This window comes from Streptomyces yerevanensis (assembly GCF_000716805.1).
Lineage (GTDB): Bacteria > Actinomycetota > Actinomycetes > Streptomycetales > Streptomycetaceae > Streptomyces > Streptomyces flaveus.
Genome location: NZ_JNWJ01000061.1, coordinates 40,284 through 67,005, shown reverse-complemented (window position 1 = coordinate 67,005; position 26,722 = coordinate 40,284). Strand labels below are relative to the sequence as shown.

Below are 26,722 nucleotides of genomic sequence, written 5' to 3'. Positions count from 1 at the left end.
GGAGGGCGCGCGCTGTGGGCCCCGCCGTCATCTCAGTCCATCTCCCGGCTGATCGGCTGGGGATTCGGCTTGATCCCGCCACTGCCCCTGGTCTTGGGCCGTCCCGGTGGGGTCAGGAAGAGCGCCACGAATCCGGCGAAGAACGAGATGCAGCCGGCCAGGATGAAGGCGCCGTCGAGCCCCCAGGCGTCGACGACCACGAAGCCCATACCCGCGCCGAGGCCGGACACGAGCTTCGAGCTGTAGACCATGCCGTAGTTGGTCGCGTTGTTGTTCTCACCGAAGTAGTCGGCGGTCATCGCCGCGAACATCGGGAAGATGGCGCCACCACCGAAGCCGGAGATGGCAGAGAAAATCAGGAACAGCGGAAGGTTCTCGGCCTCGGCCGACCAGAGGATGCCGAACTGGGCAGCGCCCAGAATGACGCAGACGTACAGCAGACACTGCTTGCGGCCGTAGAGGTCGGAGAGCCAGCCGATCACACCGCGCCCGGTGCCGTTGACGATTGCCTTGAGTGACATGGCGGTGGCCACGATCCCGCCGGCGAAGCCCGCCTCCTTGCCGATGTCGATCTGGAAGGAGATACCGAAGATGTTCACGCCCGAGGTGCAGGCGAGACAGAACCACATCAGCGCCACCCGGCCGGTCCTCCAGGCCTCCAGGGGGCTGTACTGGTGGACGGCCGGCGGGTTCTTCTCCAGGGAGCGACGCGCGCGCGGGTCCTCCGGCGGGTTCAGCGGGTCGATCTGGGCAGGCCACCAGTTCTTCGGCGGGTCCTTGAAGAAGAAGCCGGCGACGGCCACGACACCGGCGAGGAAGACGCCGACCGTGACCAGGATGACCTTGAAGTTGGAGATGTCCATCACGTTGGTGAACAGGAAGACGAAGGGCACCGAGCCGTAGGCGAAGCCGCCGTTGACGAAGCCGGTCTTGCCGCCCTTGCGTTCCGGGTACCACTTGCCGACCATGTTGACGCAGGTGGCGTACACCATGCCCGCACCCATACCGCTGAACATGCCGAAGCCGATGAAGGCGAGTACGACGCTCGGCGCGTAGGCCAGCGACAGATAGCCGAAGAGCGTTCCGGTGGCGCCGAGCATCATCGCCCAGCGGGCCGGCAGCTTGCCGGTCTCACGCAGCCGTCCCGCCGGGAAGGCCACCGCGGCCTGGAAGAACACCCAGGTGGTCAGCAGCCAGAAGATGCTGCCTTCGGACCAGAGATGTGCCTGGTGCAGAGTGTCCTCGGCGGACGCGAACGCGTACTCCGCCGAGCTGATGCCCATCATGCCCACCCAGGGCAGGATGACCATCCACTTGCGTTTGCGGCCCATGATGTCGATATCGGTCTCGCCGACCCGGTACATCCGGCCGTTGGCGTCCGTCACCTCCCTGTAGGGGACGGATGTGGAGATGTCAGTTGTCGCCATGTCGATCGAACCCTTCGCGTGGAAGAAGTCTGGCCAGCGCCCCCTGTCCGTTCTCTTCGCGCCGGGGCCCGCGGCGAGCGGTCACCGCAGGCCCCGTGGTTCGGGCCGTCGCTCAGTTCATCGACCGCCCCCCAACCGTCCCGCAGCCCGAGCCCACCGGTACTTCGCGCCCAGCACGGCCACCGGCTTCTCGGTCGTGTACGGGTACGCCACGACGCCCCGCTCGAAGAGGTACTGGGACGCCTCCTCGACCTCGACATCGCCTGCGAGTGACGCCACCACCGGCTTCTCGATGCCGCGCTCGCGGAACTCGGCGACCACGCGCGCGGTGAGCTCGGCGAAGACCATGGGAGGGGTCACGATGGTGTGCCAGTAGCCGAGGACGAGCGAGTGGATCCGCGGGTCCTCAAGGCCCAGCCGGATCGTCGCCTCGTACGTCGACGGGGGCTCGCCGCCGGTGATGTCCACCGGGTTGCCGGCGGCTCCGAAGGGCGGGATGAACTTCCTGAAGGCCTCGTCCAGGTCCGGCGGAATCTCCATCAGGGAGAGGCCGTTGTCGGTCACCGCGTCGGACAGCAGTACGCCACTGCCGCCGGCGCCCGTGATGATCACGACGTTGTCGCCCTGAGGGGTCGGAAGCACGGGCAACGCGCGCGCGTACTCCAGCATGTCGTTCAGTCCGGGAGCCCGGATGACGCCGGCCTGCTTCAGGATGTCGTCGTAGACGGCGTCGTCGCCCGCGAGAGCGCCCGTGTGTGAGCCCGCGGCCTTGGCACCGGCCGCCGTACGGCCCGCCTTCAGGACGACCACCGGCTTCTTGGGGACGGTCGCCCGCGCCGCCTCCACGAAGGCGCGCCCGTCCTTGAGGTCCTCCAAGTGCATGGCGATGCACTGGGTGTTGGGGTCCTCGCCGAACCAGGTCAGCAGGTCGTCCTCGTCCAGGTCCGACTTGTTGCCGAGCCCCACGATCGCCGAAACACCCGTCTTCGTAGTGCGCGCGAAGCCCAGGATGGCCATCCCTATGCCACCGGACTGCGAGGTGAGCGCGACGCCGCCCTTGACGTCGTACGGCGTGCAGAACGTGGCGCACAGATCCTGCCACGTCGAGTAGTAGCCATAGATGTTCGGCCCGAGCAGCCGGACACCGTACCGCTCGCCGATGGCCACGATCTCGTCCTGGAGCTGCTGCTCACCGGTCTCCGCGAACCCGGAGGGGATCAGTACGGCGTTGGGGATCCCCTTGCGTCCCACCTCCTCAAGGGCTGAGGCCACGAACTTGGCGGGGATCGCGAAGACCGCCACATCCACCTCACCGGGAATGTCGGTGACACTCTTGTACGCCTTGCGGCCCAAGATGTCATCGGCCTTGGGGTTCACCGGGTGGATCTCTCCGGAGAAGCCGCCGTCGACGAGGTTGCGCATCACCGAATTGCCGATCTTGCCCTGCTCGTTGGAGGCACCGATCACGGCGACCGAGGAGGGCTGCATCAGGCGGCGCATGGAGGTGAGGATCTCCTCGCGCGTGTACCTGCGACGCGGCTTCGGGACCGACTCCGCGAGTATCACGCGGATGTCCGCCGCGACCGCCCCCTCCGGGGTGGCGATCACCGGATTGAGGTCCACCTCGGCGATCTCCGGGAAGTCCGCGACGAGTTCGGAGACCCGGCGGATCTGCTCGGCGATCGCCCACCGGTCCACGGCTGGCGCGCCGCGCACCCCGTGCAGGATCTCCGCCGAGCGGATCGAGTCCAGCATCGACAGAGCTTCGTCGGCGTCTACGGGGGCGAGGCGGAAAGTGACGTCCTTCAGGACCTCTACCAGCACACCGCCCAGCCCGAAGGCGACGACTTTCCCGAACGTCGGATCGGTCACCGCTCCGACGATGACCTCCTGCCCCTGGGGGAGCAGTTCCTGCACCTGTACGCCCTCGATACGGGCGTCCGGCGCGTACGCGCGCGCGTTGTCGATGATTTTGCGGAAGGCGGCCCGTACGTCGGTCGCGCCCTCCACTCCGACGATCACGCCACCCGCGTCGGTCTTGTGCAGGATGTCCGGGGAGACGATCTTCATCACGACAGGCCCGCCGAACCGCGCCGCGTACGCGACCGCCTCGTCGACGTTCGTCGCCAACTCCTCGCCGGGGACGGCGATCGCGTACGCGTCGGCGATCACCTTGCCCTCGGGCGCGGTCAGCGCGGTCCGGCCCTCGGCCCGTACGGCTTCGAGGAGCGTACGCACCCTCAGCACCCGGTCTTCGGCCATCAATCAGATCACTCCGTTCGACTTGAGCAGGCGCAGCTCCTCGTCGCCGAGACCGAGCTCGCCGACGTACACCTCTTCGTTGTGCTCGCCGAGCAGCGGCGAACTGGCCACGTCCACGGGGGAGTCGGAGAGCTTCAGCGGACTGCCCACCGTCACGAACTCGCCCCGCTCGGGGTGCGGCACCTTCACGACCATCTCGTTGGCGACCAGCGACGGATCCTCGATGATCTCCTTGGTCGACAGGATCGGCCCGCACGGGATGTTGTGGGCGTTGAGCTTCTCCAGGACCTCCCACTTGGGGAGCGTGGCCGACCACTCCTCGATCAGCTGGAACATCTTGTTGAGCTGCGGCAGTCGCGCCTCCGGCGTCGCCCACTCGGGGTCGTCCGCCAGTTCCGGCCGTCCGATGAGCTCGGTGATCGGCTTCCAGCCGACGGGCTGCACGATGACGTACACGTAGTCGTTGGGCCCGCCCGGCGCGCACTTGACGGCCCAGCCGGGCTGGCCGCCGCCGGACGCGTTGCCGGACCGGGGAACCTCGTCGCCGAAATCGTCGTTCGGATATTCAGCGAGCGGGCCGTGTGCCAGGCGCTGCTGATCGCGCAGCTTCACCCGGCAGAGGTTGAGCACAGCGTGCTGCATGGCCACATTGACCCGCTGACCGCGCCCGGTGTTCTCCCGCTGAAGCAGCGCCGCGAGAATCCCCGCCACGGCGTGGATGCCCGTGCCCGAGTCACCGATCTGGGCCCCCGTCGCCAGCGGCGGCCCGTCCTCGAAACCGGTGGTCGACATCGACCCGCCCATGGCCTGAGCGACGACCTCGTACGCCTTGAAGTTGGTGTACGGGCCGTCCCCGAACCCCTTGATGGAGGCATAGACGATACGCGGATTGATCTCCTGGATACGGTCCCAGGTGAAGCCCATGCGGTCGATCGCGCCCGGTCCGAAGTTCTCGACCATGACGTCCGAGCGCCGGATCAGTTCGGTGAGGATCTCCTTGCCGCGCTCGGTCTTGGTGTTGAGGGTGATGCTCCGCTTGTTGCAGTTGAGCATCGTGAAGTAGAGGGAGTCGACGTCCGGAAGGTCACGCAACTGCTTGCGCGTGATGTCACCGGTCGGCGCCTCCAGCTTGACGACGTCCGCCCCTAGCCAGGCCAGCAACTGGGTTGCGGAGGGGCCGGACTGGACGTGCGTCATGTCGAGGACACGGATGCCTTCGAGAGCCTTGGGCGCGGTGTTCGGCGCTTCGTTCGTCGCGGTGTGCGTCGCGGTGCTGGTCATGGCGGGCACCTCACTTGTACATCGTCTGGTTCATGGTTCCGGGGGCGTACGCGTCCGGGTCGACCCAGACATTGATCAGCGAGGGCTTGCCCGACTCGCGGGCGCGCCTCAGGGCGGGGCCGATGTCGGCGGGGTCGCGGACCTCCTCGCCGTAACCGCCGAGCATCTGGGCGAACTTGTCGTAGTGGACGTCGCCGAGGGTGTTGCCGACGCGCTCGCGCTCCTCGCCGTACTTGGCCTTCTGGCCGTAACGGATCTGGTTCATCGAGGAGTTGTTGCCGACGATCCCGACGAAGGGGAGGTTGTAGCGGACGAGGGTCTCGAAGTCCCAGCCGGTGAGCGAGAAGGCGCCGTCTCCGAAGAGGGCCACCACTTCCTTGTCGGGCCGCGCCTGCTTGGCCGCGAGCACGAAGGGGACGCCGACGCCGAGCGTGCCGAGCGGTCCCGGGTCCATCCAGTGTCCGGGTGACTTGGGCTGTACGACCTGGCCGGAGAAGGTGACGATGTCCCCGCCGTCGCCGATGTAGATGGAGTCCTCGGTGAGGAAGTCGTTGATCTCGCTGACGAGCCGGTACGGGTGGATGGGCGAGGTGTCCGACCTCAGGCTGGGCAGCCGCTTCTCGATGGCCGTCTGCTCGGCCGCGCGCAGCTCGTCGAGCCACTCCTTGCGTTTCGACGCGCCCCCGTTGAGGCGTCCGGAGGCGGCTTCGGTCACCGACTTCAGAATGAGGCCCGCGTCGCCGACGATCCCGAGGTCGATGTCCCGGTTCTTGCCGACGGTCCGGTAGTCGAGGTCGATCTGCACCACGGTCGCGTCCGGCGACAGCCGCTTTCCGTAGCCCATGCGGAAGTCGAAGGGCGTGCCGACGATGACGATGACATCGGCGTTGGAGAAGGCGTACCGGCGGGAGAGCTGGAAGTGGTGCGGGTCTCCGGGCGGCAGGGTCCCGCGTCCCGCGCCGTTCATATAGGCGGGGATGTTGAGGGTGCGTACGAGATCGATGGCGGACTCGGTGCCACGGGTCGTCCACACCTGGCTGCCCAGCAGGATCGCGGGTTTCTCGGCGTGCACGAGGAGGTCGGCGAGCTTCTCGATCGCCTCGGGGTCGCCGGCCGAGCGGGTCGAGGCCCGGTACTGGCCGGCGGCGGGGACCCGGGCCTTCTCGGCCGGCACCTTGGCGTCGAGCACATCGCGCGGGATCTCCAGGAAGGAGGGCCCGGGCGCGCCGTGGTAGCACTCGCGGAACGCCATGGACACCATGTCGGCGGCGCGTGCGGTGTCGGGCACGGTCGCCGCGAACTTCGTGATCGGCGTCATCATGTCGACGTGCGGCAGGTCCTGAAGGGACCCCATCTTGTGCTGCGTGTGGGCCCCTTGGCCGCCGATCAGCAGCATGGGGGACTCCGCGCGGAAGGCGTTGGCGACACCCGTCACGGCATCGGTCGTGCCGGGGCCCGCGGTGACGACCGCGCAGCCGGGCTTGCCGGTGATGCGCGCGTAGCCGTCGGCGGCGTGGGCGGCGACCTGTTCGTGGCGTACGTCGACGACCTCTATGCCTTCGTCGACGCAGCCGTCGTAGATATCGATGATGTGGCCGCCGCACAGGGTGTAAATGACCTCCACACCCTCGGCTTTGAGTGCCTTGGCGACCAAGTGCCCACCGGAGATGAGGTTCTGGCTGTTGTCGTCGGGCATGGCGAAGTCCTGTCCCTTCGTAGGGGATCGGGCACGCGAACGTGCACTTCAGACACGGTTCGCGCACTGCTCGTGGATGCCGTCGCGGTTGATTGCATACAGTCGACGAATACTGTATGAAGCTTGTTATCCCGCATCCAGTGGGTGGTGTCCAGGGGGCGTGCGGCACTTTTGAGGCAGGAGCCGGAATGGACCTGTACGAACACCAGGCAAGGCAACTTTTCGAGGACCACGGCATCTTGGTGCCGCGGGCCGAGGTAACCGACTCGTCCAAGGAGGCGCGCGAGATCGCCCGCAGGCTGGGCGGGCGCGTCGTGGTCAAGGCGCAGGTGAAGACCGGTGGGCGTGGCAAGGCGGGCGGGGTGAAGCTCGCCGCCGACCCGGCCGCCGCCGAACTGACGGCACGCCAGATCCTCGGCATGGACATCAAGGGCCACACCGTCGGCAAGGTGATGCTGGCCCAACCCGTCGACATCGAGAGCGAGTTCTACGTCAGTTACGTACTCGATCGCGCCGCCGGCCGCTTCCTCGCGATCGCCTCGGCCGAGGGCGGCATGGAGATAGAAGAAGTGGCCGCGACCAGGCCGGAGGCCGTGGCACGCGTCCCCATCGACCCGGCCGAGGGCGTCACCGCGGCGAAGGCGGCACACATCGCCGACACGGCAGGCCTGCCCCCGCAGACCGTCGACGCCCTCATACGGCTCTGGGAGGTGCTGATCCGTGAGGACGCCGTACTCGTCGAGGTCAATCCCCTCGTGCGTACCACCCAAGGGCAGCTCCTCGCCCTCGACGGCAAGGTCACGCTCGACGACAACGCCCGGTTCCGGCAAGCACGTTGGGGCGAACAGGAGGCGGCGCACGACGACCCGCTGGAGGCTGCGGCAGCCGCGAAGGGTCTCAACTACGTGAAGCTGGACGGCGAGGTCGGCATCATCGGCAACGGCGCGGGCCTCGTCATGTCGACCCTCGACGTGGTCGCCGGCTGCGGCGCGCGCCCCGCCAACTTCCTCGACATCGGCGGCGGGGCGAGCGCCCAGATCATGGCCGACGGCCTCTCCGTCATCCTCTCCGACCCGGCCGTGAAATCTGTCTTCGTCAACGTCTTCGGCGGCATCACCGCCTGCGACGCGGTCGCCGACGGCATCGTGCAGGCCCTGGAGGCCGTCCAGTTGACCAAGCCGCTGGTCGTACGCCTCGACGGAAACAACGCCGTACACGGCCGCGCGATCCTCGACGGCCGCGCGCATCCCCTGGTCCAGCAGGCCGCCACCATGGACGGCGCCGCGCGCCGCGCCGCCGAACTCGCCAACGCCGGCTGAAGGAGCGAGACATGGCCATCTACCTCACCAAGGAGAGCAAGGTCCTCGTCCAGGGCATGACCGGCGGCGAGGGCATGAAGCACACTCGGCGCATGCTTGCGGCCGGCACCGACGTCGTCGGCGGCGTCAACCCGCGCAAGGCCGGGCAGACCGTCGACTTCGACGACCGGGCCGTACCCGTCTTCGGCTCCGTACGCGAAGGAATCGAGGCGACCGGCGCCGACGTCACCGTCGTCTTCGTGCCACCCGCCTTCGCCAAAGCGGCAGTTGCAGAAGCCGCGGACGCGGGCATCGGACTCGCCGTGGTCATCACGGAGGGCATCCCCGTCCACGACTCGGTCGCCTTCACCGCGTACGCGAAGACGAAGGGCACCCGGATCATCGGCCCCAACTGCCCGGGCCTGATCACCCCCGGACAGTCCAACGCGGGCATCATCCCCGCCGACATCACCAAACCCGGCCGCATCGGCCTCGTGTCCAAGTCCGGCACGCTCACCTACCAACTCATGTACGAACTCCGCGACATCGGCTTCTCCACCTGCGTGGGCATCGGCGGCGATCCCGTGGTCGGCACGACGCACATCGACTGCCTGGCGGCTTTCGAAGCAGACCCCGACACCGAACTCGTCGTACTGATCGGGGAGATCGGCGGAGACGCGGAGGAACGAGCGGCCGCGTACATCCGGGAGCACGTCACCAAGCCCGTCGTCGGCTACATCGCGGGCTTCACCGCGCCCGAGGGCAAGACGATGGGCCACGCGGGCGCGATCGTGTCCGGTTCGTCCGGCACGGCACAGGCGAAGAAGGAAGCGCTGGAGGCGGTCGGGGTGCGCGTGGGTGGTACGCCGACCGAGACGGCGCAATTGGCCGTCGCCGCACTGGAAGCGGAGGCGTGACGTCACTCATAGTTGGCCAGAGGTGACTTTCCGAAATCGTGTCGCCTCGCCCCGTTGTGTCCCCGCCCCCGACTGTGCACCGAGAGCGGAGCAAACCGAATGGCATCCACCCTCACCCTCAAATCAGGCACGTCCTGGACCGACGCCTGGCAGCGTTGCCTCGCCGTAGCCCCCGAGGCGTTCCGGGACGACCGAGTCCTCAATCTCTGGAACACCGCCTGGCAGGCGGACGGCCGGGCCCTGCCCGCCACCAGCCCCGTCGACGGCACCCCGATCGCGGGGCCGCCCCGCCTCGACGCCGCCACCGCCCGGCAGGCCGTGCGCGCATCCCTCGACCAGCACCGCGCCTGGCGCCACGTACCACTGGACGAACGCCGCTGCCGCGTCGCGGCCACCCTCGACGCCCTCACCCAGCACCGCGAACTTCTCGCACTCCTTCTCGTCTGGGAGATCGGCAAGCCCTGGCGGCTGGCGCAGGCGGACGTCGACCGGGCTGTCGACGGCGTGCGCTGGTACGTCGACGGAATCGAGCCCATGCTCGAGGGCCGGGCCCCGCTGGACGGTCCGGTGTCCAACATCGCGAGCTGGAACTACCCGATGAGCGTGCTCGTTCACGCAGTACTGGTACAGGCATTGGCAGGGAACGCGGTCATCGCCAAGACCCCGACCGACGGCGGCGTCGCGTGTCTCACCCTGGCCTGCGCGCTCGCCGCACGCGAAGGGATTCCCGTCACCCTCGTCAGCGGCAGCGGAGGCGAGCTGTCGGAGGCGCTCGTGCGCGCGCCCGAGATCGGCTGCGTCTCCTTCGTCGGCGGTCGCGACACGGGCGCCGCGGTGGCCACGGCCGTCGCCGACCTCGGCAAGCGACACGTACTCGAACAGGAAGGACTCAACACCTGGGGCATCTGGAACCACACGGACTGGGACGCGCTCACGGCGGTCATCCCGAAGCTCTTCGACTACGGCAAGCAGCGCTGCACGGCGTACCCGCGCTTCGTCGTCCAGCGTTCGCTCTTCGACGAGTTCCTCGCCGCGTACCTGCCGGCCGTACGCACCCTGCGGATCGGCCACCCGCTCGCGGTGGAGCAGCCCGACGACCCGTATCCGCAGCTGGACTTCGGGCCGGTGATCAACGCGGCCAAGGCGAAGGAGCTTCACGATCAGGTCGCCGAGGCCATCGACCGCGGTGCCGTCCCGCTGCACCGCGGCAAGCTCATCGACGCGCGCTTCCTGCCCGGCCAGGACATGGCGGCGTACGTTCAGCCGGTCACGCTGCTCAACCCGCCGCCGTCCTCACCGCTGCACCACGCGGAGCCCTTCGGCCCGGTCGACACCATCGTCCTGGTCGACACCGAGGCCGAGCTGCTGGCTGCCATGAACGCGTCGAACGGCGCCCTGGTAGCCACCCTCTCGACCGACGACCCGGCCACGTACGAGCGGCTGGCCCCGCAGATCCGGGCATTCAAGGTCGGCCACGGGAAACCGCGCTCCCGCGGGGACCGGGACGAGCTGTTCGGCGGCTTCGGAGCGTCGTGGCGCGGCGCGTTCGTGGGCGGCGAGCTGCTCGTGCGCGCCGTCACCCAGGGCGCGGCCGGGGAGAGGCTGCCCGGCAACTTCCCCGACTACCACCTGATGCCCTGAGCCCCACGGCGTGACCGGGGGAGCTCCGCACGTCGTCGGCTTGCTGCGCCTGCTCGTAGCTGTGCCGACCCGACTACTCGCGGTGCCTTCCCCGGCTCGTCCCCTCCGCCCCTGCGCGGCCCGGATACGCAGGTGAAACGACGTCCCAAAGCTTGGTATTGTTGTCTCTGTCGCCGCGCGGAACACTCCCTGCAAGGCGGCAGACACCTGGTCCGGGTGGCGGAATGGCAGACGCGCTAGCTTGAGGTGCTAGTGCCCTTTATCGGGCGTGGGGGTTCAAGTCCCCCCTCGGACACAAGATTTTTTACGCGGCCGGTGCCGACCGATTCTTGGTCGGCACCGGCCGCGTTTCGTGGTCGTATGTCGGCTTTCACCCTCGTCGTTTTTTCATCCTCGTTGTGTTTGTCGTCGCTGCCGTGTTCTGTGCCGGCGGTGTCCAGGCATGCGCCGACAGTGTCTGCCGCCGGAGACCCGGCCCGGATATCCGGGTCAGGAGCGATCGGCCTGGTGCCTGTGCATGCGCTCGGCCAGCGGGAGGGGCGTCTCGTCCAGACCGGTGGCCGACCCGCTCGCCATCCGTGCGCAGACCCCGCGGCAGGCGACCAGTTGCTTGCCGTCGCGGTGGGAAACCACCCTCGCGTCCGCGTCCGGTGCGCTCCGGTAGTCGGTGCCGCAGATGAGGCAGGCCAATCCGGAGATCATCTCGGCGGTCGGTTCGGGACGGCCGCGGCGGTGGCCGGAGATCGAGTCCTGGGAGTACATGCGTTCCGCATCCTTTTGATCGGTGTCGAACCCTCGCCGCATCGAGCCATGTGACCGAATCTCCCTGAGGCCGTCAGGTGGTCAGTCCACCCGACGCGAGTCGATCGCTCACGTCGCTCACCAATCCCTTGGCCAAGCTGTCCGTCCTGGTGAGGAGCTCCTCGAAGGTCCGGAGACGACGGAATGTTTCAGCGTACGCCGCCTGCTCCTCCAGGGGGAGTTGCAGGACCTGAAGGCGCCGGATGTCGACCCTGGACGAACTGGAGGCGTGGGTGCCTGCCTGGCGTCCGTTGGCCGGCGCGCGCAGGCAGCCTGCGAGGAAGTGGGCATCCAGTTTCTCGGGATCCACCCGCAAGGCGTAGAGCTGGGGGCCCAAGGCGATCGGCGGTCCTCCGTGCACCCACGCTTTGAAGGCCCGAACCACTCCGGTGACCACGACGTCACCCTCCTCCGCGATGGCGTGTGCCGAGCCGGCGGAGAGCAGCCCGCTGGGGGTGCGGTCCATCAGTAGATCGGCCACGGTGAGGAGCGGCACGGCGGCATCGCGAGGTGGTGCCGCGGCCTCCGAGGATTGTTGTCCGGCGCGTAGCGTCAGTACACCGGCCTTGACGAGGTCCCCCACAGTGGTTGTGGTCTGCGGCGTCTCGGCCTCGAAGTTCAGTTTGGACAGATACTGCGCGTGGCCGGTCAGGTCGGCCAGAATGGTCCCCAACTCTCCCCAGGATGCTGCGAGTTCGATGTGGGAAGGTTCCGTACTCGATGCGGTGTAGCGACCCGGAGTGACGTCCACCTCGTCGTCCAGCAGTTCGAGGAGGGGGACGCGAACGGCGCTGTCCGGTAGGTCATCCTCCGGACGGTCGAGGCCTTCCAGGGCGGAGAGGACGAAAGAGCCGAGATCGTCCCAGTCAGGCCCTGGGTCGCGTGCGCCGATCCTTGCGAAGTGTGTGGCGTCCACGAGGAGCGCGTCCTGGCTGGGTGGAGCGGTGACAGGGCTGTCCGGAGCAGCTCTGAGGACCCACAACTGGAGTGACACGCTGTGCGGTTGGGCGCTGCCGGGCGGCAGGGCCACAACCGCCCGAAGGACCCCGGTACGCAGCAGGGAGCCTCGGATGCGGCGACCCGCCTTGCGTGATGCGACGGCGGGCGGAAGGACGATGACGGCCGCCCCGCCGGGCCTGAGGTGGGAGAGCAGATGCTGAACCCAGGCCAGTTCCGGCTCGGTCCGCGGCGGTAGTCCGTGGCTCCAGCGCTGGTCGGTGGCGAGTTCCTCGTAGCCCCAGTCGCGTTCGTTGAACGGTGGGTTGCAGACCGCGATGTCGGCCCGCACTCCGGCGAAGGGATCCGCGCGCAGCGCGTCCGCCGTGGCTATATCGATACGGAAGTCCCGGTTCTCCGCGATGAATCCGAGCCGGGCGGAGGCCAGCGCGACGAGTGCCGGATCTCGCTCGCACCCCAGCACCACCAGACCCGAACCGTCGTACTCCTGCACGGCCGCGGCAGGCAGATGACCAGTGCCACAGGCGGGATCGAAGACGGTCAGTCCGTCATCGCTCTCCCCGAGACGGACGGCGAGGGCGATACGGTTCATCAGCGCGGCGAGCTGAGGGGGCGTGGTGCTGAGCTGCCGTACATGCGTTTCGAGCCACCGTTGCAGCAGGAACTCAAAGGTTTCACGTGGCCCCTCGCTTCGCCCCAGCCTCGCCGTATCGCTCACCAACTCCCGTGCGTCAGCGGAGAGTTCGGACTGCGACATACGCGCACGAGGAGCCCGCATCCGACGGGCCGCCTCGGCGACGGCCAGGCCCGACTCGTCCCTGCTGCCCAGCGCCTCGAACCGTGGCCAGAGGAACTCGCGGCCGCCGATGTCCTTGAGCTTGCCGTTGTCCCGCAGCCACTGCTCCACCTCCGCCAGTGAGAACTGCGGACTGACGTCGGTGCCGCCGATGCGGGTGGGGAACGAGTCATGGCGGCGGCGCCAGTTGCTCACCGCCGCGCGCCCCACACCGGCGATCCGGGCGATCTCGGCCAAGCTGACGGGTACGGCCTTGGATGTACTCATCGAACAGTCTCCGAGGTGCTTGGCCGGCTGGGCTGGTCGGCGTCCCAGCGGCCGTGTTGCCGGAAAGGCTACTACGCTCATTGACTTTGTTCACAGTAAAAATCCTTGGGCTCGCTGTGGGGAAAGTGTGGAGGACGGGAGAAAATGCAGAAATTCACGCCGGGAATGGTGCTGCGCAACCGCTATGAACTGAGGTCGGTTCTCGGCCAAGGCGTGATGGGGCAGGTGTGGCAAGGGTGCGACCTGTATCTCGAGCGGCCCGTGGCGGTGAAGACGATCGCCGCGGAACTGCTGGCCGTTCCGCAGAGTCGCCAGGAGGCACTTGCTCGCTTCAAGAGGGAGGCACAGGCCGCGGCGCGCCTCGACCACTCCAACATCACCACGGTCTTCGACGCTTCGATCACGGACGACACCTGCTGTCTGGTGATGGAACTGATCGAGGGCACCACCCTGGAGTACCTCTTCGACCAGCAGGAGGGCGAACGATTCGATGTGCCCTCGGCTGTCGCCGTCGCCGCTCAGCTGTGTGCCGGGCTGTCCGCAGCCCACGCTGCCGACCTCGTGCACCGTGACCTCAAGACGCAGAACGTCATGGTCCGGCGGGACGGCGTCGTCAAGATCCTGGACTTCGGGCTGGTGAAACTACTCACCGACGCCGACCCACGCCTGACCATGACCGGTGAAGGCATCGGCAATATTCTCTGCGCCTCACCCGAACTGCTCTCCGGCCAGGGGCGGCTCGACGGCCGCAGCGACCTCTACGCGGTGGGCTGCCTGCTCCATCACATGCTCACGGGCACAGCACCTTTCGCAACCGACCAGCCGGCCCTCCTGGCCTCCCGCCATCTGAGCTCGCCCCCGCCCGCCATCTCCGACTCGGGTGTGGACGTGCCCTATGCCCTCCAGGACCTGGTGACGTCCCTGCTCGCCAAGCGTCCGGACGACCGCCCGTCCTCCGCCACCGAGGTCTACGCGGCCCTTGCGCCCTACCTTCCCGTATCGGCTCCCGAACTGGCCGCCCGCCCAGGCCTGCCCGAGGACCCCCGCCGCCCTTTCCTCGTCCCGCAAGGGCCGAGGCCCGTGTGAACATTGAGAGAATGACCTCACCGACCGGGTGCGCAGCGCCGCCCCGGTCGCAGGGGTGTGACAGGCGCCGAGGGTGACGGGACTGGGGACGGGCGCAATGCGGCGAAGCCTTGGACGGTACGAGCTCACGCACGAACTCGGCCGGGGCGGCATGGGTGTCGTCTGGGCAGCGCACGACCGGCGGCACGGCCAGGACGTGGCCATAAAACTCCTCGCATCCCACGGTCGCGGAGCCGAGCCCACGACACTGGAACGCCGGTTTCTGCGCGAGGCACGCCTCACCAGCCGTCTGGATCACCCGGGCATCCCCGCGGTCCACGATCACGGCAGCCACGAAGGCGAGTTGTACCTCGTCATGGATCTAGTCCCGGGCCGTGCCCTCGACGCCGTGCTCAAAGATGACGGCCCGCTGGCCGTGGAGCACGCCGCGGACATCGCACGGCATATCGCCGACGTGCTCGCCTATGCGCACAGCCAGAGCGTCGTGCACCGCGATCTCAAACCGTCGAACCTGATGATCACTCCGGACGGCGAGATCAAAGTCCTCGACTTCGGTGTCGCCGCCGCCCTGGAGCCCCGACCGGGCGAGACCCGGTTCACCGCCGCCAACGCCACCCCGGGCACCGTCGTCTACATGGCACCCGAGCAGGCCATCGGCCAGACCGTGCCGGCAAGCGACCTCTACTCGCTCGGCTGTGTCCTCTACGAAATGCTCACCGGGGCCCCGCCCTTCACCGACGGCAGCCCTTTCATGCTGTACCACCAGCACGCACACGAGCCGGTGCCTCCGCTCGCCGACCGCCGCTCCGGCGTCCCGACCGGATTGCGGACGCTGATAGCGGGCCTGCTGGAGAAGAAACCCGAGGACCGGCCCGGCTCGGCGGCCGAGGTGGCCATCCTGCTCGCAGCCTGGTCCCCGGCGCAGCTTCCGGCTGCCGCGACGGTGCTTGAGCACCCGCGACTGGCTGAAACGGCCGCCCTGCGCCAGTCCGGCCGACCGGCCCGCGCCTTGGAGGAGTACGAGGCCCTCATGGCTGCCTCAGGCCTGGGGCGCGCCGACCTCCTCGCGGCCCGGGTCGGAGCCGCTCTGTGCGTGAGCGCACTCGGCCGCACCCGCGAGGCCCTGGACGAGTTGAAGTCGATCCTCGCCGAGCAGCGCAGCCTTCTCGGCCCGAGTGATCCCGCGGTGCTGGACACGCGATACGAGATCGCCGTCCTGCTGGTCCGTACGGGAGAGCGCCACGCGGCCGAGGAACTCCTGCGACGCCTGGCTGACGACGAGGAGAGGGTCCTGCCGGTGGACGATGCTCGACGCGGACGCACACGCTCGCTACTGGCCCGGCTGCGGCGCATGGCCTGAGAGGCGCCCCGCACCGACCATGATTTTGTAATCTCTGTTCACAAGTATTACGTCGTGTTACTCTGCGGCCGCGCCGTTCCGGTGGGGAGACAGGACACTGTCTACGGACGGCAGCAGGAGACACCGAGGGGACAGCGCCCATGACGTCAGCAGCTCAGCGCGAGACCGAGCGGACGGGGACGCAGGAGCTCCCCGAGGAGGGCAATCTCGTCGAGGTGCGCGGCCAGTCCTGGGTCGTGGCCCGCGTCGAACCGTCCCCGACAGCCGACGGTGACGGCGCCGACGGCCATGAGCGACACAGGCCCGCCACTCTCGTCCACCTCCAGTCCGTGGCCGACGGCCGCTTCGGCGACACCCTCTCCGTCATCTGGGAGGTCGAGCCCGGCCGCCGCGTGCTGCCCGCCGGCTCCCTCCCCGACGCCTCCACCGGCACGTACGACTCCCCGAACCGCCTCGCGGCCTTCCTCGACGCCGTCCGCTGGTCCGCCGTAGCCTCCGCCGACGCCAAGACTCTGCAGGCCCCGTTCCGCTCCGGCGTCGCCGTCGAGCCGTACCAGCTGGAGCCCGTCTCCCGCGCTGTCGGCGCCCCCCGCGTCAACCTCCTCCTCGCCGACGACGTCGGCCTCGGAAAGACCATCGAAGCCGGTCTCGTCGTCCAGGAGTTGATGCTGCGCGGCCGTGCGCGGCGCACCATGGTCGTCTGCCCGGCCGGCCTCACCCTCAAGTGGCGTGACGAGATGGCCGAGAAGTTCGGCCTGGAGTTCACCATCGTCGACTCCGAGCACTGTGCCCGCCTGCGCCGCACCCACGGAACGGCCGCCAACCCCTTCCGCGTCCACCCGCTCACCATCGTCTCCCTGCCCTGGCTGCGCGGCCAGAAGGCCCAGCGCCTCCTCGACGAGGTCATCGGTGCCCCCGAGGAAAGCTCCGACGGCGAGCACAAGCGCTTCTTCGACCTGCTCGTCCTCGACGAGGCCCACCATGTCGCACCCGCCGCCCCCAAGCAGGTGTACGCCGTCGACTCCCAACAGACCAAGCTGATCCGGCGTCTCGTCCCGCACTTCGAGCACCGGCTCTTCCTCTCCGCCACCCCGCACAACGGCTACCCCGAGTCGTACACGGCGCTCCTCGAACTCATCGACGACCAGCGCTTCGCTCGCGGCGTCGACCCCGACAAGGAAGCCCTCAAGGACACCGTCGTACGACGTCTGAAGTCCACCGTCACCAACGCCGACGGCACGCCCCGCTTCCGCACCCGTAAGACCCTCGAACTCTCCGTGGACTACACGCCACAGGAGCGCGAGATCCACCAACTGCTCAGCGCTTTCGCCGAGTTGCGCCGCAAGAAGCTGACGCCGAAGGCCCGCGGTGGACGCCGCGCCGCCGACCTGGTGACGCTGCTGCTGAAGAAGCGCCTCTTCTCCTCCCCGGCCGCCTTCCTCCACACCGTCCAGGTCTACCTCTCCCACCTGGAGGACACCGGCCCCGCGCGCGGACGCGCCGCCGCGGCCGAAGTCCCCGAGTGGCTGGAGGAGTTCGCCGATCTCGTCGCCGACCTCGACGACACCGGCCTCGTCGACGCCGAGGACGACGCGCTGACCCGCTCCACCTCGCTCACCCCCGCCGAGGACGGCCAGGAACTCGACCTGCTCCAGGAGATGGAGCGCTGGGCTCTCACCCACGAGGCCGCCCCCGACTCCAAGGCCGACGCCCTGATCGGCGCCATCAAGGCCATCTGCCGCCCCGACGGCAAGAAGTGGACCAACGAGCGGGTCGTCATCTTCACCGAGTACCGCGACACCCAGGAGTGGCTCCACGACCTCCTCCAGCAGGAGGAACTCACCGACGGCGGCCGCGTCGAGCGTCTCCACGGCGGCCTGCCCACCGAGGAACGCGAGCGCATCCGCCTCGGCTTCCAGGCCGAGCCGACACGGGCAGAGGGCAAGGTCCGCATCCTCCTCGCCACCGACGCCGCCGGTGAGGGCATCGACCTCCAGAACCACTGCCACCGCCTGATCAACTACGACATCCCCTTCAATCCCAACAAGCTCGAACAGCGCATCGGCCGTATCGACCGCTGGGGCCAGAAGAACGACCCGGAGATCACCCACTTCATCGGCTCCGGCTGGCAGCAGGCCCAGGCCGGCTCCTACGAGGCCGACCTGGAGTTCCTCTCCCGCGTCGCCAAGAAGGTCGCACGCATGGAGCACGACCTCGGCTCCGTCAACGCCGTCCTCGCCGACGCCGTACAGCGTCGCATGACCGGCGACACCGCACCCGTCGACATCGAGAACGCCAAACCCAAGCCGATCAAGGGCCGCCGCACGGGCGGCGAGGTCGCGCCCGAGCAGAACGTCACGGCACAGACCAAGAAACTCGCCGACCAGTACGAGGAGACCGTTTCGTCCCTCGGCCTCAGCCCGGTCAACGTCAAGCGCGTCGTCGACACCGCCCTCGCTCTCGACCACCAGCCCGCGCTCGTCCCGTCCCCACTGCGCGCCGAAGAGTTCGAGCCCGGCGACCTGTTCGACGTACAGCCGCTCTCCGGCAGCTGGGAGCGAGCCACCCGTGGCCTCGCCCACAAGCTCCGCGAGGGCGAACAGCGCCCCCTCACCTTCTCCCCGGCCGTTGCCACGCAGGGCAGGGACGACGTGGTCCTCGCCCACCTCAAGCACCCACTCGTCGCCCTCTCCACGCGCCTGCTCACCGCCGCCGTCTGGAACGCCGACTCGGTCGGCCTGAACCGCGTCACCGCCGTCGTCTCCGACGACCCGGCCGTCACGACGACCCTGGTCTCCGCTTACGCCCGCTACGTCCTTGTCGGCACTGACGGCACCCGCCTCCACGAGGAAGTCCTGTACGCGGGCGGCTGGTTCGGCGACACCGGACGCTTCCGCCGCTGGGAGTCGGTCGGCGAACAGGGCAGGGTCCTCTCCCGCGCGCTCACCGAGGGCGCCGAGGCCGCCCCGCACCTGCGCAACGAACTGACCGAGGCCTGGCCGAAGCTCCGGGACCCGCTCTACAGGTCACTGGAGGCCCGCGCCTCCGAACTCGGCCGCCAGCTGGAGAGTCGGCTCGCCGACCGCCGGACCGAGGAGGAGCGCCGCATCACCGCCACCCTCGACCGCTTCGAAGCCACCCTGCGCACCAAACTCAAGGAGGAGGGAGACGGCGAGGGCGAACAGCTGGCCCTGCTCTCCACCCACGAACTGACCGGCCACGAGCGCCGCCAGTTCGAGGACGACCGCCGCCGCTGGCAGGAACGCCTCGAAGGCCTCCCCGCCGAACGCGAACGCGAACTCACCGCCATCGCCGCCCGCTACCGTGAGCCCCGCTCCCACCTCTTCCCCGCCGCCGTCGTCTTCGTCGTTCCCGCAAAGGAAGCCCGCCGATGAGCACCCGCCGCCCCATGAGCCGTGGAGTCGCCGCCGCCAAGGCCCAGGCCGCCGACGGCCGTCGGCAGCACCAGGAGTGGCTCGACCTCACCGAGGTCTCCGGTCCCTTCCTCACCATGCCCGTCCTGCTGCGGGCCTGGCCCCAGCTCGACACCCTGGAGAAGGACGAACGGGCCAGGCTGCGCGCCCGTCACGCTGACTGGCAGACGGACATGACGGCGGGGCGCGACGAGTGGGTGGCGTACATCCTGCGCAGCCTCCTCGGCTGGGACGACGCCCTGACGCTGCGTCAGGGCGAGGCCGAGCACCACGGCTTGGACCGCCTCACCCTGCGAGTGGCGGAGCACAACACCGAGGTACGCCCCGACTTCGCCCTCGTCGAACCGGGTACGGATCTCGCCGCCGAGCCCGATGTCGAGTCCGCCGCCAAGCGCGTACGGCTGCTGGGCATCACGGTCCCGGCAGGCACCGCGCCGACCGCCCGCGCGGGCGGTGGCGGCGACTGGGCCGCGGCCCCCGCCGACCGCCTCGCCCGCCTCCTGCGCCACCACGGCGTTCCGCTGGGCCTCGTCACCGACGGCCGCTGGTGGTGCCTGGTCTGGGCCCCGCTCGGCGGCGTCACGACCACGGCCGTCTTCGACTCCATCGGCTGGAACGAAGCCGCCGAACGCAACGTCGTCCGCGCCTTCGTCTCGCTGCTGCGCCGCCGCCGCTTCTTCGAGTACGAGGAGGCCGAGACGCTGGTTGGCCTGCTCAAGGCGAGCCTCGCGGCCGGCGAGGACGTCACGGAGGCGCTGGGCATCCAGGTCCGGCAGGCCGTCGAACTCCTCGTCGACGCCATAGGGCGAGCGGACGTGCGCGCCATGGAGCACGGTGCTGCTGGGCTGCATGCGTCCGGCGTCAGCGCGGGCGAGGTCTACCGCGGCGCGGTCGCGGTGATGATGCGCATCGTGTTCCTCCTGTTCGCCGAGGAACGCGGCCTGCTCCCGGCGGACAACGAGGTGTACGCGCGGTCCTACTCCGCCCGCTTCCTGCGCGACGAACTCAAGGCGCGGGCGGACGAGGAGGGCGAGACCTCGCTGGAACACACCACGTCGGCGTGGCACCGGCTGATCGCCCTGTTCCACGCCGTGCACGGGGGAGTGGACCACCCGGGCTCCGGCTTCCGCCTGCCCGCGTACGACGGCTCGATCTTCGACCCCGACAAGTACCCCTGGCTGGAGCGCACCACCCCGCTCCTCCCGATCGACGACCGCACGGTCCTCCACATGCTCCAGGCCGTGCAGGAGGTCCGCGTCGGCAAGGGCAGGGACCGCGAGGTCCGCACGCTCAGCTTCCGGGCGTTGGACGTTGAGCAGATCGGTTACGTGTATGAGGGCCTGCTGTCGTTTGACGGGCGGCGGGCGACTGAGCACATGGTGGGGCTGATCGGGCCGGAGGGACTTGAACACGAGGTGCCGCTACGGGAGTTGGAGTCGCTGGCGGCGAAGGCGGCTACGTCGGTCAAGGCGCTGGCGAAGGCAATCTATGAGAAGTGGAAGGACCCCAAGCCCCCGGCGACGGCGGGGCAGTTGGAGAAGCGGCTGGCCCCGCTCGGGGGTGAGGACGCGGCGGAGGCGAGGCGTCGGCTGAACGCCGTGACGAAGGACGTGGCGCTTACGGAGCGGCTGTTGCCGTTCGTTGGCATTCTTCGGGACGACCTACGGGGCCTGCCGACGGTCATCCCGAACGGCGCCCTGTACGTTACGGAGTCCTCGCTCCGGAAGAACACGGGCACGCACTACACGCCCCGGTTCCTTGCCGAGGAAGTCGTGCTGCACGCGCTGGAGCCCCTGGTGTACGAGCCGGGGCCGCTCCAGACGGCGGACACGGGGGAGTGGCGCCTCAAGTCCTCTGAGCAGATCAAGGAATTGAAGGTCGCCGACATCGCGATGGGCTCGGCGGCGTTCCTGGTGGCGGCCTGCCGCTACTTGGCGGATCGCCTGATCGAGGCTTGGGAATCCGAGGGTCGCACGGACGCGATGACGTACCGGGCGGGCCGCGCGGTGGACGCCGTGACGGCGGCGGACGCGGAACAGGACCCGGTGGTGGTCGAGGCCCGGCGTCAGGTGATTGAGCACTGCCTGTACGGGGTGGACATCAACCCGATGGCCGTGGAGATGGCCAAGCTGTCGCTGTGGCTGGTCTCCATGGACCCCGGACGGCCGTTCACGTTCCTGGACGACCGGTTGGTGGCGGGGGACTCGTTGCTCGGTGTGCACAACATGGAGCAGATTCAGTCCGTGCACATGAAGCCGGGGCAGCAGGCCGACATCCTTGCCGAGCAGGCACGGCAGTTGGTGGACCAGCTGACGCGGGAACGTCTGGCGATCACCGCGATCAAGGGGGGCGACCTGTCGGCGCTTCAGGAGAAGCGGGAGCGGCTGGCCGAGGTCAACCGGCACTCGCAATGGCTGCGGTTGGTGGGTGACCTGATCGCGGGTGCGGCGCTGGCGACGTGCGCCTCAGGGCGCGTGCCGTGGTACGCGGCGGACGGTGGCGAGCGCGTCAGAGACCTGTTTCCGCATGCGGCGTTGATTGTGCAGCGGATCGTTGAGGACGAGGTGGAGGACGACTCGGACGTGGTGCGCGAGGCGCGCGCCACGGCGGAGGAGTGGCTGGGGTCGGAGCTGCCGGACGGGGCGCTGGAGAGGCGGCCGGTGCACTGGCCGCTGGTGTTCACGGAGGTGTTCTCGCTGCGGGGTGGGTTCGACGCGATTGTGGGGAATCCGCCGTTCTTGGGGGGAAAGAAGCTGACGGGGCCTTTCGGGTCGGCTTACCGTGAATACCTTGTGGATTATCTGGCGCAGGGGGCGCGGGGCAATGCGGACCTGGTCGCATATTTTGAACTGCGTGCGCACGCATTGCTGAACTCTGGCGGGCAGACGGGTCTAGTTGCAACCAATACCCTTGCCCAGGGGGACACCCGTGAGGTTGGACTCGACCAGTTGGTTGATGGTGCTGTAGACATTCGTCGCGCAATCAAAAGTGAGTCGTGGCCTTCAAGTTCAGCGACGCTAGAGTATTGTGCAGTTTGGACCACGAGACACCCTATGGCGCCCGAATCATCCAGAATTCTCGATTCCCTGGCTGTGCCTCACGGGATCACCTCGTCGCTGAATCCGGCTTCTCGCGAGTCGTCGTGGAACGAGAAACTCAAGATCAACTCTAGTTGCGCTTTCATCGGTAACTTCGTGAATGGTATAGGATTCGTGCTCACCCGTGAGGAGGCGGAAGAGCTAGTCGCTGCAGATCCTGCGTCGAATGATGTCCTATTTGACTATTTGAATGGGCAGGATTTGAACACTGACTCGCGGGTGGCGGCCAGGCGAAAGATCATCGACTTTCGTGACCTTTCTTTGTCGCAAGCTGAGAAGTATCCGGCGGCATTGACTAGAGTGCGTGATTTGGTAAAGCCTCAACGTGACTTGTTGGGTAACGATAAGAGATCAGTGCGTGAAAAGTGGTGGCAATACGAGAAGCTGGCTCCAGGGCTGCGTACTGCTATCGCGCCGTTGGAGAAATGTATCGCCATCACGCTTGTTAGTAAGGTTGTGATGCCGGTGATGGTGCCGACCGGCCAGGTGTTCTCGCACATGCTCGGTGTCTTCGCCTCAGACGATTTCGCACTGCTTGCGGTTCTCTCCAGTGCCCCCCACTACTGGTGGGCGATCGACCGCGCCTCCACTATGAAGGGCGACCTCCGCTACACGCCCACCGACGTCTTCGAGACCCTCGTCCGCCCCCCGCTCACCTCTCGCCTCCGTGTCGCCGGGGCCCGCCTCGACGACTACCGTCGTGACCTGATGCTCGCCCGGAACATGGGGCTCACTGCCACCTACAACCTAGTCCACAACTCCGACTGCCAGGATGAGGACATCGTCGAACTCCGTCGCATCCACGAGGAGATCGACAAGGCCACCGTCGAGGCGTACGGCTGGCTCGACCTCTTGGACGACTCCGGGCAGGCCCCACCCGCCGATCCGACCCACGAGACCTTCCCGCTAGACCACGGCTTTCACGAAACCGACCAGGGCACCCGCTACACCATCGGCCTGCTCGCCCGGACCGAGATCATCGACCGGCTGCGCCAGTTGAACCACCAGGCATACGCCGACGAGGTCCACCTCGGGCTGCACAAGAAGCCGGCCAAGCACCCCGACATGCCCCCGCCCTCAGCCGAGGCCGTCCAGAAGCGCAAGGAGCAGCTGGCCGCGCGAGGTGGGTCGGATTTCGGTGAGGGCGCCGAGGGTGCCCTCTTCTGAGCCGTCAGAATGACAGCGGGCTGGTTCGCCTCACTCCAAGTGAGGCGAACCAGCCCCTTGTTCCGCTCGGAGCCCCTGGATGGGACTACCCGGCTGCGAGCGCCACGAACGCATCCCACTCGCCCCGGCCGACCCGTAGCACCTGCCCGCCATCCGCAACCTTTGAGTCCCGTACGTACACGGCGCTCTGCTGGATCACGGACGACGCACCCGACCTCCTGGGACTCGATGTATCCGAGGTGCCGATGCTCCTTCGTCTCCAGCATCACGAACGGTCCGTTCAGCCCGGCGTGGAACCCCGGCGCGGCAGGCATGACCTGAACCTCGGCGTTACGCAACGCACCGACTTCCAGCAGCCGTTGCCACTGGCCGCGCATGACCTCGGCATCACCCACCGGGTTGCGGAGCGCCTCCTCGCTGATGATGAGCGACAGCTCCGCCATCGGCACCTGCGTCGGCAACTTCTGACGGCTCAGCCGCGTCTCCGTGTGCTGGTCAGTTGTCCAGGCGCACCGGCATCAGCATCGAGAATGTGTCCTCGGTGTCGGGCCGGCGGATCGCCAGGGGTGCCGTAGGGGCGCCGAACTCCAGGATCAGCTGGTCGCAGGCTCCGGCGGTGAGCGCGTGCAGCAGGAACTCGCGGTTGACAGCGACCAGGTCCTGGCCGTCGGCACCGTCCTCGCAGATGGTCACCGTGCCGTCGGCCGTCACCTTGAGCACGCTGAGATCGACGGACCCACCGTCCGGCTTGCGCACCTCGCTCGCGCGGACGGGACCGGTCTCCACCGCCTTCCGGAAGGCCGGCACATCGATCAGGGTGCGGCGCCCGGCCGGCAGCTGGATGAGGCGACGGTAGTCGGGGAAGTCGTGATCGAGGCACTGGCCGGCCGCCTGACGGCTCCCGCCCCCCATCTCCAGCGTCACACGGTCACCGTCCACAGCGAGCTCGACGGGTTCCTCACCATTCAGCAACGCCCGCATCGCGTCGGCGAGCGGGACAGGCACGATCACCTGCACACGGGACCCGCCGTGCCCTGCAGCACCGACTCGCGCGACGGCCATCCGGTACCGGTCGGTGGCCACGACGTGGAGTGCCTCGTCCTCGATGTCGAACAGGACACCGCCGAGCATCGGCAGCTCCGGGTCGGTACTGGCGGCGAATCGGACCGCGTCCAGTGCGGCGGCCAGCTCAGGTGCGGAGACAGTCAGCTTGATGGTGGCGGTGCGGAGCGACGTCATGGGATTCTCCCGGTGTTCGAGTAGCGCTCGGAGTGTGGAGAACTCGCTGCGGGCATCGGACAGCCCCTGTTCGAGACGGCGCAGATGCGTCTGAAGGAGCTTGTGCACCAGGTCGGTGTCCGCGCTGGACCAGCCGGCCAGTACCAGCCGGATGTCCGCCAACGGCATACCGGCCCGGCGCAACCGGGCCAGCAACCGGGCCTCTTCCAGCTGCTCGGGGCCGTACCAGCGGTAGCCACTGACCGGATCCACCCAGGCGGGGACCAGCACACCGGCACGGTCGTAGAACCGCAGGGCACTCACGCCCAGTCCGCTGTCCCGGGCCATCTCACCAATGCTGCGCATCTCGCTCTCCACACCCGGGACTCTGAGCCCTGCACAAGGTCGAGGGTCAACTCCTGGACAGAGAGCCACAACCGCGTTCGAGGTTTCGGGCAACCCCGCACCACTCACCAAGTGAGTGCGAGCGCGCCTACGCCTACGCGGGCAGCGCAGGGAGCACGACCACCGAGCCGTCCTTGTTGCGGGCGATCTCAATCGCCACGTCTGTCGTGCGGCTGTTGGCCATGACGCCGTCGCCCAGCTTGTGAATTCGGTTTGCCGCGCTCATGAGGCGATCGACTTCACCCGTCGTGAAGACGGGTCGCAAACCGTTCGGACGTGCCAGCTCCAGTGCCGACAGGCGTACCAGGACACCGGCGATGCCCGACTCCAGTTCGTCGAGGCGCTGCTGATCGCGCTTGAGTACGCGGGTGAAGTTCTCGAACGGATTGCCGGGGTCGCTCTGGGCGTGCTCGACGGCTTGGAGGACGACGACCCGCCGCATCAGCGCGATGGCCAGGGAAGCGAGTTCGAGGTGGGTGCGGAACATGCCGCCGTCGTCGTCGATGCCGGGGAATGACTTGGTCAGCGTGCCGAGTTCGACGGCCTTGCCCTCGGGGAGTCTGTCGAGCGCGCTCTGCCATCGGGCGAGGCGGATGTCCGCTTTGCTCAGCGCCGTGTCGATGGTGTGCACCGCCGAGTCGAGTCCCAGCGAGACACCGAGCTTGCCCTGATCGAGCAGGATGGCCGTGGCCTTGTCGATGGCGGCACGGCAGCCGTTGAGTCCGCTGTGCTCGTCGTCGAGCTTGTCCTCCTGAAGTTGCTCCAGCAGTTCCGTGATGTGCGCGATGGCCTGCTGGCGCTTGTGGTCTGCATGCGCGCTCACCCCCACCGCCACGGCCATGAGCACGAGCGGAGCGGCCACGGTGAGCGCCGCGCCGCCGGCGGCCGCGACACCGGCGGTAGCACCGGCCCCACCGACTGCGCCTGCCGCTGCCGCTCCTCCGACCGGCACGAACGTCGCATTGGCGGCGATGCCCGTTGAGTTCATGAGTGCACTGTGGATGCCACCGGCCGCCGCCTTCGACGCCATCGGGCGAACGATGCCCTGCCCGAACTGGGCGGCGACCTTCGCCGGAACCACCATGCGATACAGACTCTCGTCGGAAGCGGTCGCTCTGGCCGCCGTAAGGGAACTTCGCGCCGATTGCGTGATGAACTGTGACAGGTGCTGCGCCAGGGGACTCGCGGCGTCGAGCGGGATGCCACGGCCGCGGTCGATCTTGTCGAGCAGCGGATGTACCTCAAGTGTGACGATCGGCTCGTCGGCCAGGATGGCCAGCACTCCGCGTAGTTCAGCCAAGCGCTCAGCCGTCATCGACTCGCCCGCGGTCAACCCTGGCACTCGGACGTCAGCGGTCGCCAGCGTCCACACGGGCACAGCCGTCTTGCGGTCGTCAGTCATCGTCTCCCCTTGTTTTCCAACGGCAGCCCACGACTGACGTCCGATCCCCCTGAACGCAGGCAATCTACGCGATCCGGGAACTTGCCACCGCCCTGGATCAATGCGGCCGTTTGTCGTAGGCGAACCACGCTGACTCGAGTGCATCTGGCAGGACGCCGTTCCTCAGGCAGTGCCGTCACCATTGCTCCTCGGTCGGTCGTATGGATGGT

16 protein-coding genes, 1 tRNA gene and 1 pseudogene are annotated in these 26,722 nt (G+C 68.1%); 8 read left to right on the top strand and 10 right to left on the bottom strand.

Translation table 11 applies throughout. From position 1 onward, the window contains the following. Positions 1-32: 32 nt before the first annotated feature. From OP79_RS39895 to OP79_RS39880, 4 genes are all read right to left on the bottom strand, one after another. Positions 33-1,427: an OFA family MFS transporter gene (locus tag OP79_RS39895; RefSeq protein WP_033327692.1), complete on the bottom strand. Its 1,395-nt coding sequence runs from the start codon at positions 1,425-1,427 to the stop codon at positions 33-35. A gap of 117 nt (positions 1,428-1,544) precedes the next feature. After that, positions 1,545-3,689: an acetate--CoA ligase family protein gene (locus OP79_RS39890; RefSeq protein ID WP_033327738.1), complete on the bottom strand. Its 2,145-nt coding sequence runs from the start codon at positions 3,687-3,689 to the stop codon at positions 1,545-1,547. Between the two features lie 3 nt (positions 3,690-3,692). Next, positions 3,693-4,970 carry a formyl-CoA transferase gene (gene frc / locus OP79_RS39885; protein WP_051745347.1) on the bottom strand — a complete coding sequence of 426 codons (1,278 nt, stop codon included), beginning with the start codon at positions 4,968-4,970 and terminating at the stop codon, positions 3,693-3,695. Positions 4,971-4,980: 10 nt separating this feature from the next. Next, entirely contained in the window at positions 4,981-6,666 is a 1,686-nt protein-coding gene (locus tag OP79_RS39880; protein ID WP_033327690.1) for a thiamine pyrophosphate-binding protein, read from the bottom strand. Positions 6,667-6,854: 188 nt separating this feature from the next. Between OP79_RS39880 and sucC the strand changes: the two genes are divergently transcribed. From sucC to OP79_RS39860, 4 genes are all read left to right on the top strand, one after another. After that, a complete protein-coding gene (gene sucC / locus OP79_RS39875) occupies positions 6,855-7,985 on the top strand; it encodes an ADP-forming succinate--CoA ligase subunit beta (protein ID WP_033327688.1) in 1,131 nt (376 codons plus the stop codon). An 11-nt stretch (positions 7,986-7,996) separates the two neighbouring features. Further along, positions 7,997-8,881, top strand: coding sequence for a succinate--CoA ligase subunit alpha (gene sucD, locus OP79_RS39870; protein ID WP_033327686.1), 885 nt, complete (start codon positions 7,997-7,999; stop codon positions 8,879-8,881). 99 nt (positions 8,882-8,980) lie between these two features. Beyond that, positions 8,981-10,522, top strand: a complete 1,542-nt coding sequence (locus OP79_RS39865; protein ID WP_033327684.1) for an aldehyde dehydrogenase family protein — start codon at positions 8,981-8,983, stop codon at positions 10,520-10,522. 210 nt (positions 10,523-10,732) lie between these two features. Further along, positions 10,733-10,817 (top strand) — tRNA-Leu (locus OP79_RS39860). 194 nt (positions 10,818-11,011) lie between these two features. Here the strand turns inward: OP79_RS39860 and OP79_RS39855 are convergent. Further along, a complete protein-coding gene (locus OP79_RS39855) occupies positions 11,012-11,284 on the bottom strand; it encodes a hypothetical protein (protein ID WP_033327683.1) in 273 nt (90 codons plus the stop codon). Positions 11,285-11,357: 73 nt separating this feature from the next. After that, a complete protein-coding gene (locus OP79_RS39850) occupies positions 11,358-13,343 on the bottom strand; it encodes an N-6 DNA methylase (RefSeq protein WP_033327681.1) in 1,986 nt (661 codons plus the stop codon). Positions 13,344-13,487: 144 nt separating this feature from the next. On the opposite strand from OP79_RS39850, the gene OP79_RS39845 reads away from it, so the two are divergent. The 4 genes from OP79_RS39845 (at position 13,488) to OP79_RS39830 (ending at position 23,488) form a co-directional block, all read left to right on the top strand. Then, the gene (locus OP79_RS39845; RefSeq protein ID WP_078492306.1) at positions 13,488-14,429 is read left to right on the top strand and encodes a serine/threonine-protein kinase; all 942 of its coding nucleotides are present in this window, start codon (positions 13,488-13,490) and stop codon (positions 14,427-14,429) included. Positions 14,430-14,526: 97 nt separating this feature from the next. Then, on the top strand, positions 14,527-15,789 hold the full coding sequence (locus OP79_RS39840) for a serine/threonine-protein kinase (RefSeq protein ID WP_033327676.1): 1,263 nt from the start codon (positions 14,527-14,529) through the stop codon (positions 15,787-15,789). 140 nt (positions 15,790-15,929) lie between these two features. Then, the gene (gene drmD / locus OP79_RS39835) at positions 15,930-19,184 is read left to right on the top strand and encodes a DISARM system SNF2-like helicase DrmD (RefSeq protein ID WP_033327675.1); all 3,255 of its coding nucleotides are present in this window, start codon (positions 15,930-15,932) and stop codon (positions 19,182-19,184) included. Further along, positions 19,181-23,488, top strand: a complete 4,308-nt coding sequence (locus OP79_RS39830; RefSeq protein WP_033327673.1) for an Eco57I restriction-modification methylase domain-containing protein — start codon at positions 19,181-19,183, stop codon at positions 23,486-23,488. The genes drmD and OP79_RS39830 overlap by 4 nt, the downstream gene beginning before the upstream one ends. An 85-nt stretch (positions 23,489-23,573) precedes the next feature. Here the strand turns inward: OP79_RS39830 and OP79_RS57460 are convergent, their stop codons facing one another. The 4 genes and pseudogenes from OP79_RS57460 to OP79_RS39820 form a co-directional block, all read right to left on the bottom strand. After that, the gene (locus OP79_RS57460) at positions 23,574-23,669 is read right to left on the bottom strand and encodes a DUF397 domain-containing protein (RefSeq protein WP_245685610.1); all 96 of its coding nucleotides are present in this window, start codon (positions 23,667-23,669) and stop codon (positions 23,574-23,576) included. A gap of 64 nt (positions 23,670-23,733) precedes the next feature. Then, a pseudogene (locus OP79_RS57455) lies at positions 23,734-23,931 on the bottom strand (Scr1 family TA system antitoxin-like transcriptional regulator); the annotation flags it as partial. 52 nt (positions 23,932-23,983) lie between these two features. Next, positions 23,984-25,072: a DNA polymerase III subunit beta family protein gene (locus OP79_RS39825; protein ID WP_078492304.1), complete on the bottom strand. Its 1,089-nt coding sequence runs from the start codon at positions 25,070-25,072 to the stop codon at positions 23,984-23,986. 133 nt (positions 25,073-25,205) lie between these two features. Beyond that, positions 25,206-26,513 carry a hypothetical protein gene (locus tag OP79_RS39820; protein ID WP_033327671.1) on the bottom strand — a complete coding sequence of 436 codons (1,308 nt, stop codon included), beginning with the start codon at positions 26,511-26,513 and terminating at the stop codon, positions 25,206-25,208. Positions 26,514-26,722: the final 209 nt, after the last annotated feature.

What these genes read in the sequence shown, in the direction of transcription:
- OP79_RS39850 (WP_033327681.1), bottom strand. Translation starts at nt 13,343, where the DNA reads ATGAGTACATCCAAGGCCGTACCCGTCAGCTTGGCCGAGATCGCCCGG.
- drmD (WP_033327675.1), top strand. Translation starts at nt 15,930, where the DNA reads ATGACGTCAGCAGCTCAGCGCGAGACCGAGCGGACGGGGACGCAGGAG.
- OP79_RS39865 (WP_033327684.1), top strand. Translation starts at nt 8,981, where the DNA reads ATGGCATCCACCCTCACCCTCAAATCAGGCACGTCCTGGACCGACGCC.
- frc (WP_051745347.1), bottom strand. Translation starts at nt 4,970, where the DNA reads ATGACCAGCACCGCGACGCACACCGCGACGAACGAAGCGCCGAACACC.
- OP79_RS39830 (WP_033327673.1), top strand. Translation starts at nt 19,181, where the DNA reads ATGAGCACCCGCCGCCCCATGAGCCGTGGAGTCGCCGCCGCCAAGGCC.
- OP79_RS39880 (WP_033327690.1), bottom strand. Translation starts at nt 6,666, where the DNA reads ATGCCCGACGACAACAGCCAGAACCTCATCTCCGGTGGGCACTTGGTC.
- OP79_RS39825 (WP_078492304.1), bottom strand. Translation starts at nt 25,072, where the DNA reads ATGCGCAGCATTGGTGAGATGGCCCGGGACAGCGGACTGGGCGTGAGT.
- OP79_RS39840 (WP_033327676.1), top strand. Translation starts at nt 14,527, where the DNA reads ATGCGGCGAAGCCTTGGACGGTACGAGCTCACGCACGAACTCGGCCGG.
- OP79_RS39820 (WP_033327671.1), bottom strand. Translation starts at nt 26,513, where the DNA reads ATGACTGACGACCGCAAGACGGCTGTGCCCGTGTGGACGCTGGCGACC.
- OP79_RS39855 (WP_033327683.1), bottom strand. Translation starts at nt 11,284, where the DNA reads ATGTACTCCCAGGACTCGATCTCCGGCCACCGCCGCGGCCGTCCCGAA.
- OP79_RS39845 (WP_078492306.1), top strand. Translation starts at nt 13,488, where the DNA reads ATGCAGAAATTCACGCCGGGAATGGTGCTGCGCAACCGCTATGAACTG.
- OP79_RS39895 (WP_033327692.1), bottom strand. Translation starts at nt 1,427, where the DNA reads ATGGCGACAACTGACATCTCCACATCCGTCCCCTACAGGGAGGTGACG.
- sucC (WP_033327688.1), top strand. Translation starts at nt 6,855, where the DNA reads ATGGACCTGTACGAACACCAGGCAAGGCAACTTTTCGAGGACCACGGC.
- OP79_RS39890 (WP_033327738.1), bottom strand. Translation starts at nt 3,689, where the DNA reads ATGGCCGAAGACCGGGTGCTGAGGGTGCGTACGCTCCTCGAAGCCGTA.
- sucD (WP_033327686.1), top strand. Translation starts at nt 7,997, where the DNA reads ATGGCCATCTACCTCACCAAGGAGAGCAAGGTCCTCGTCCAGGGCATG.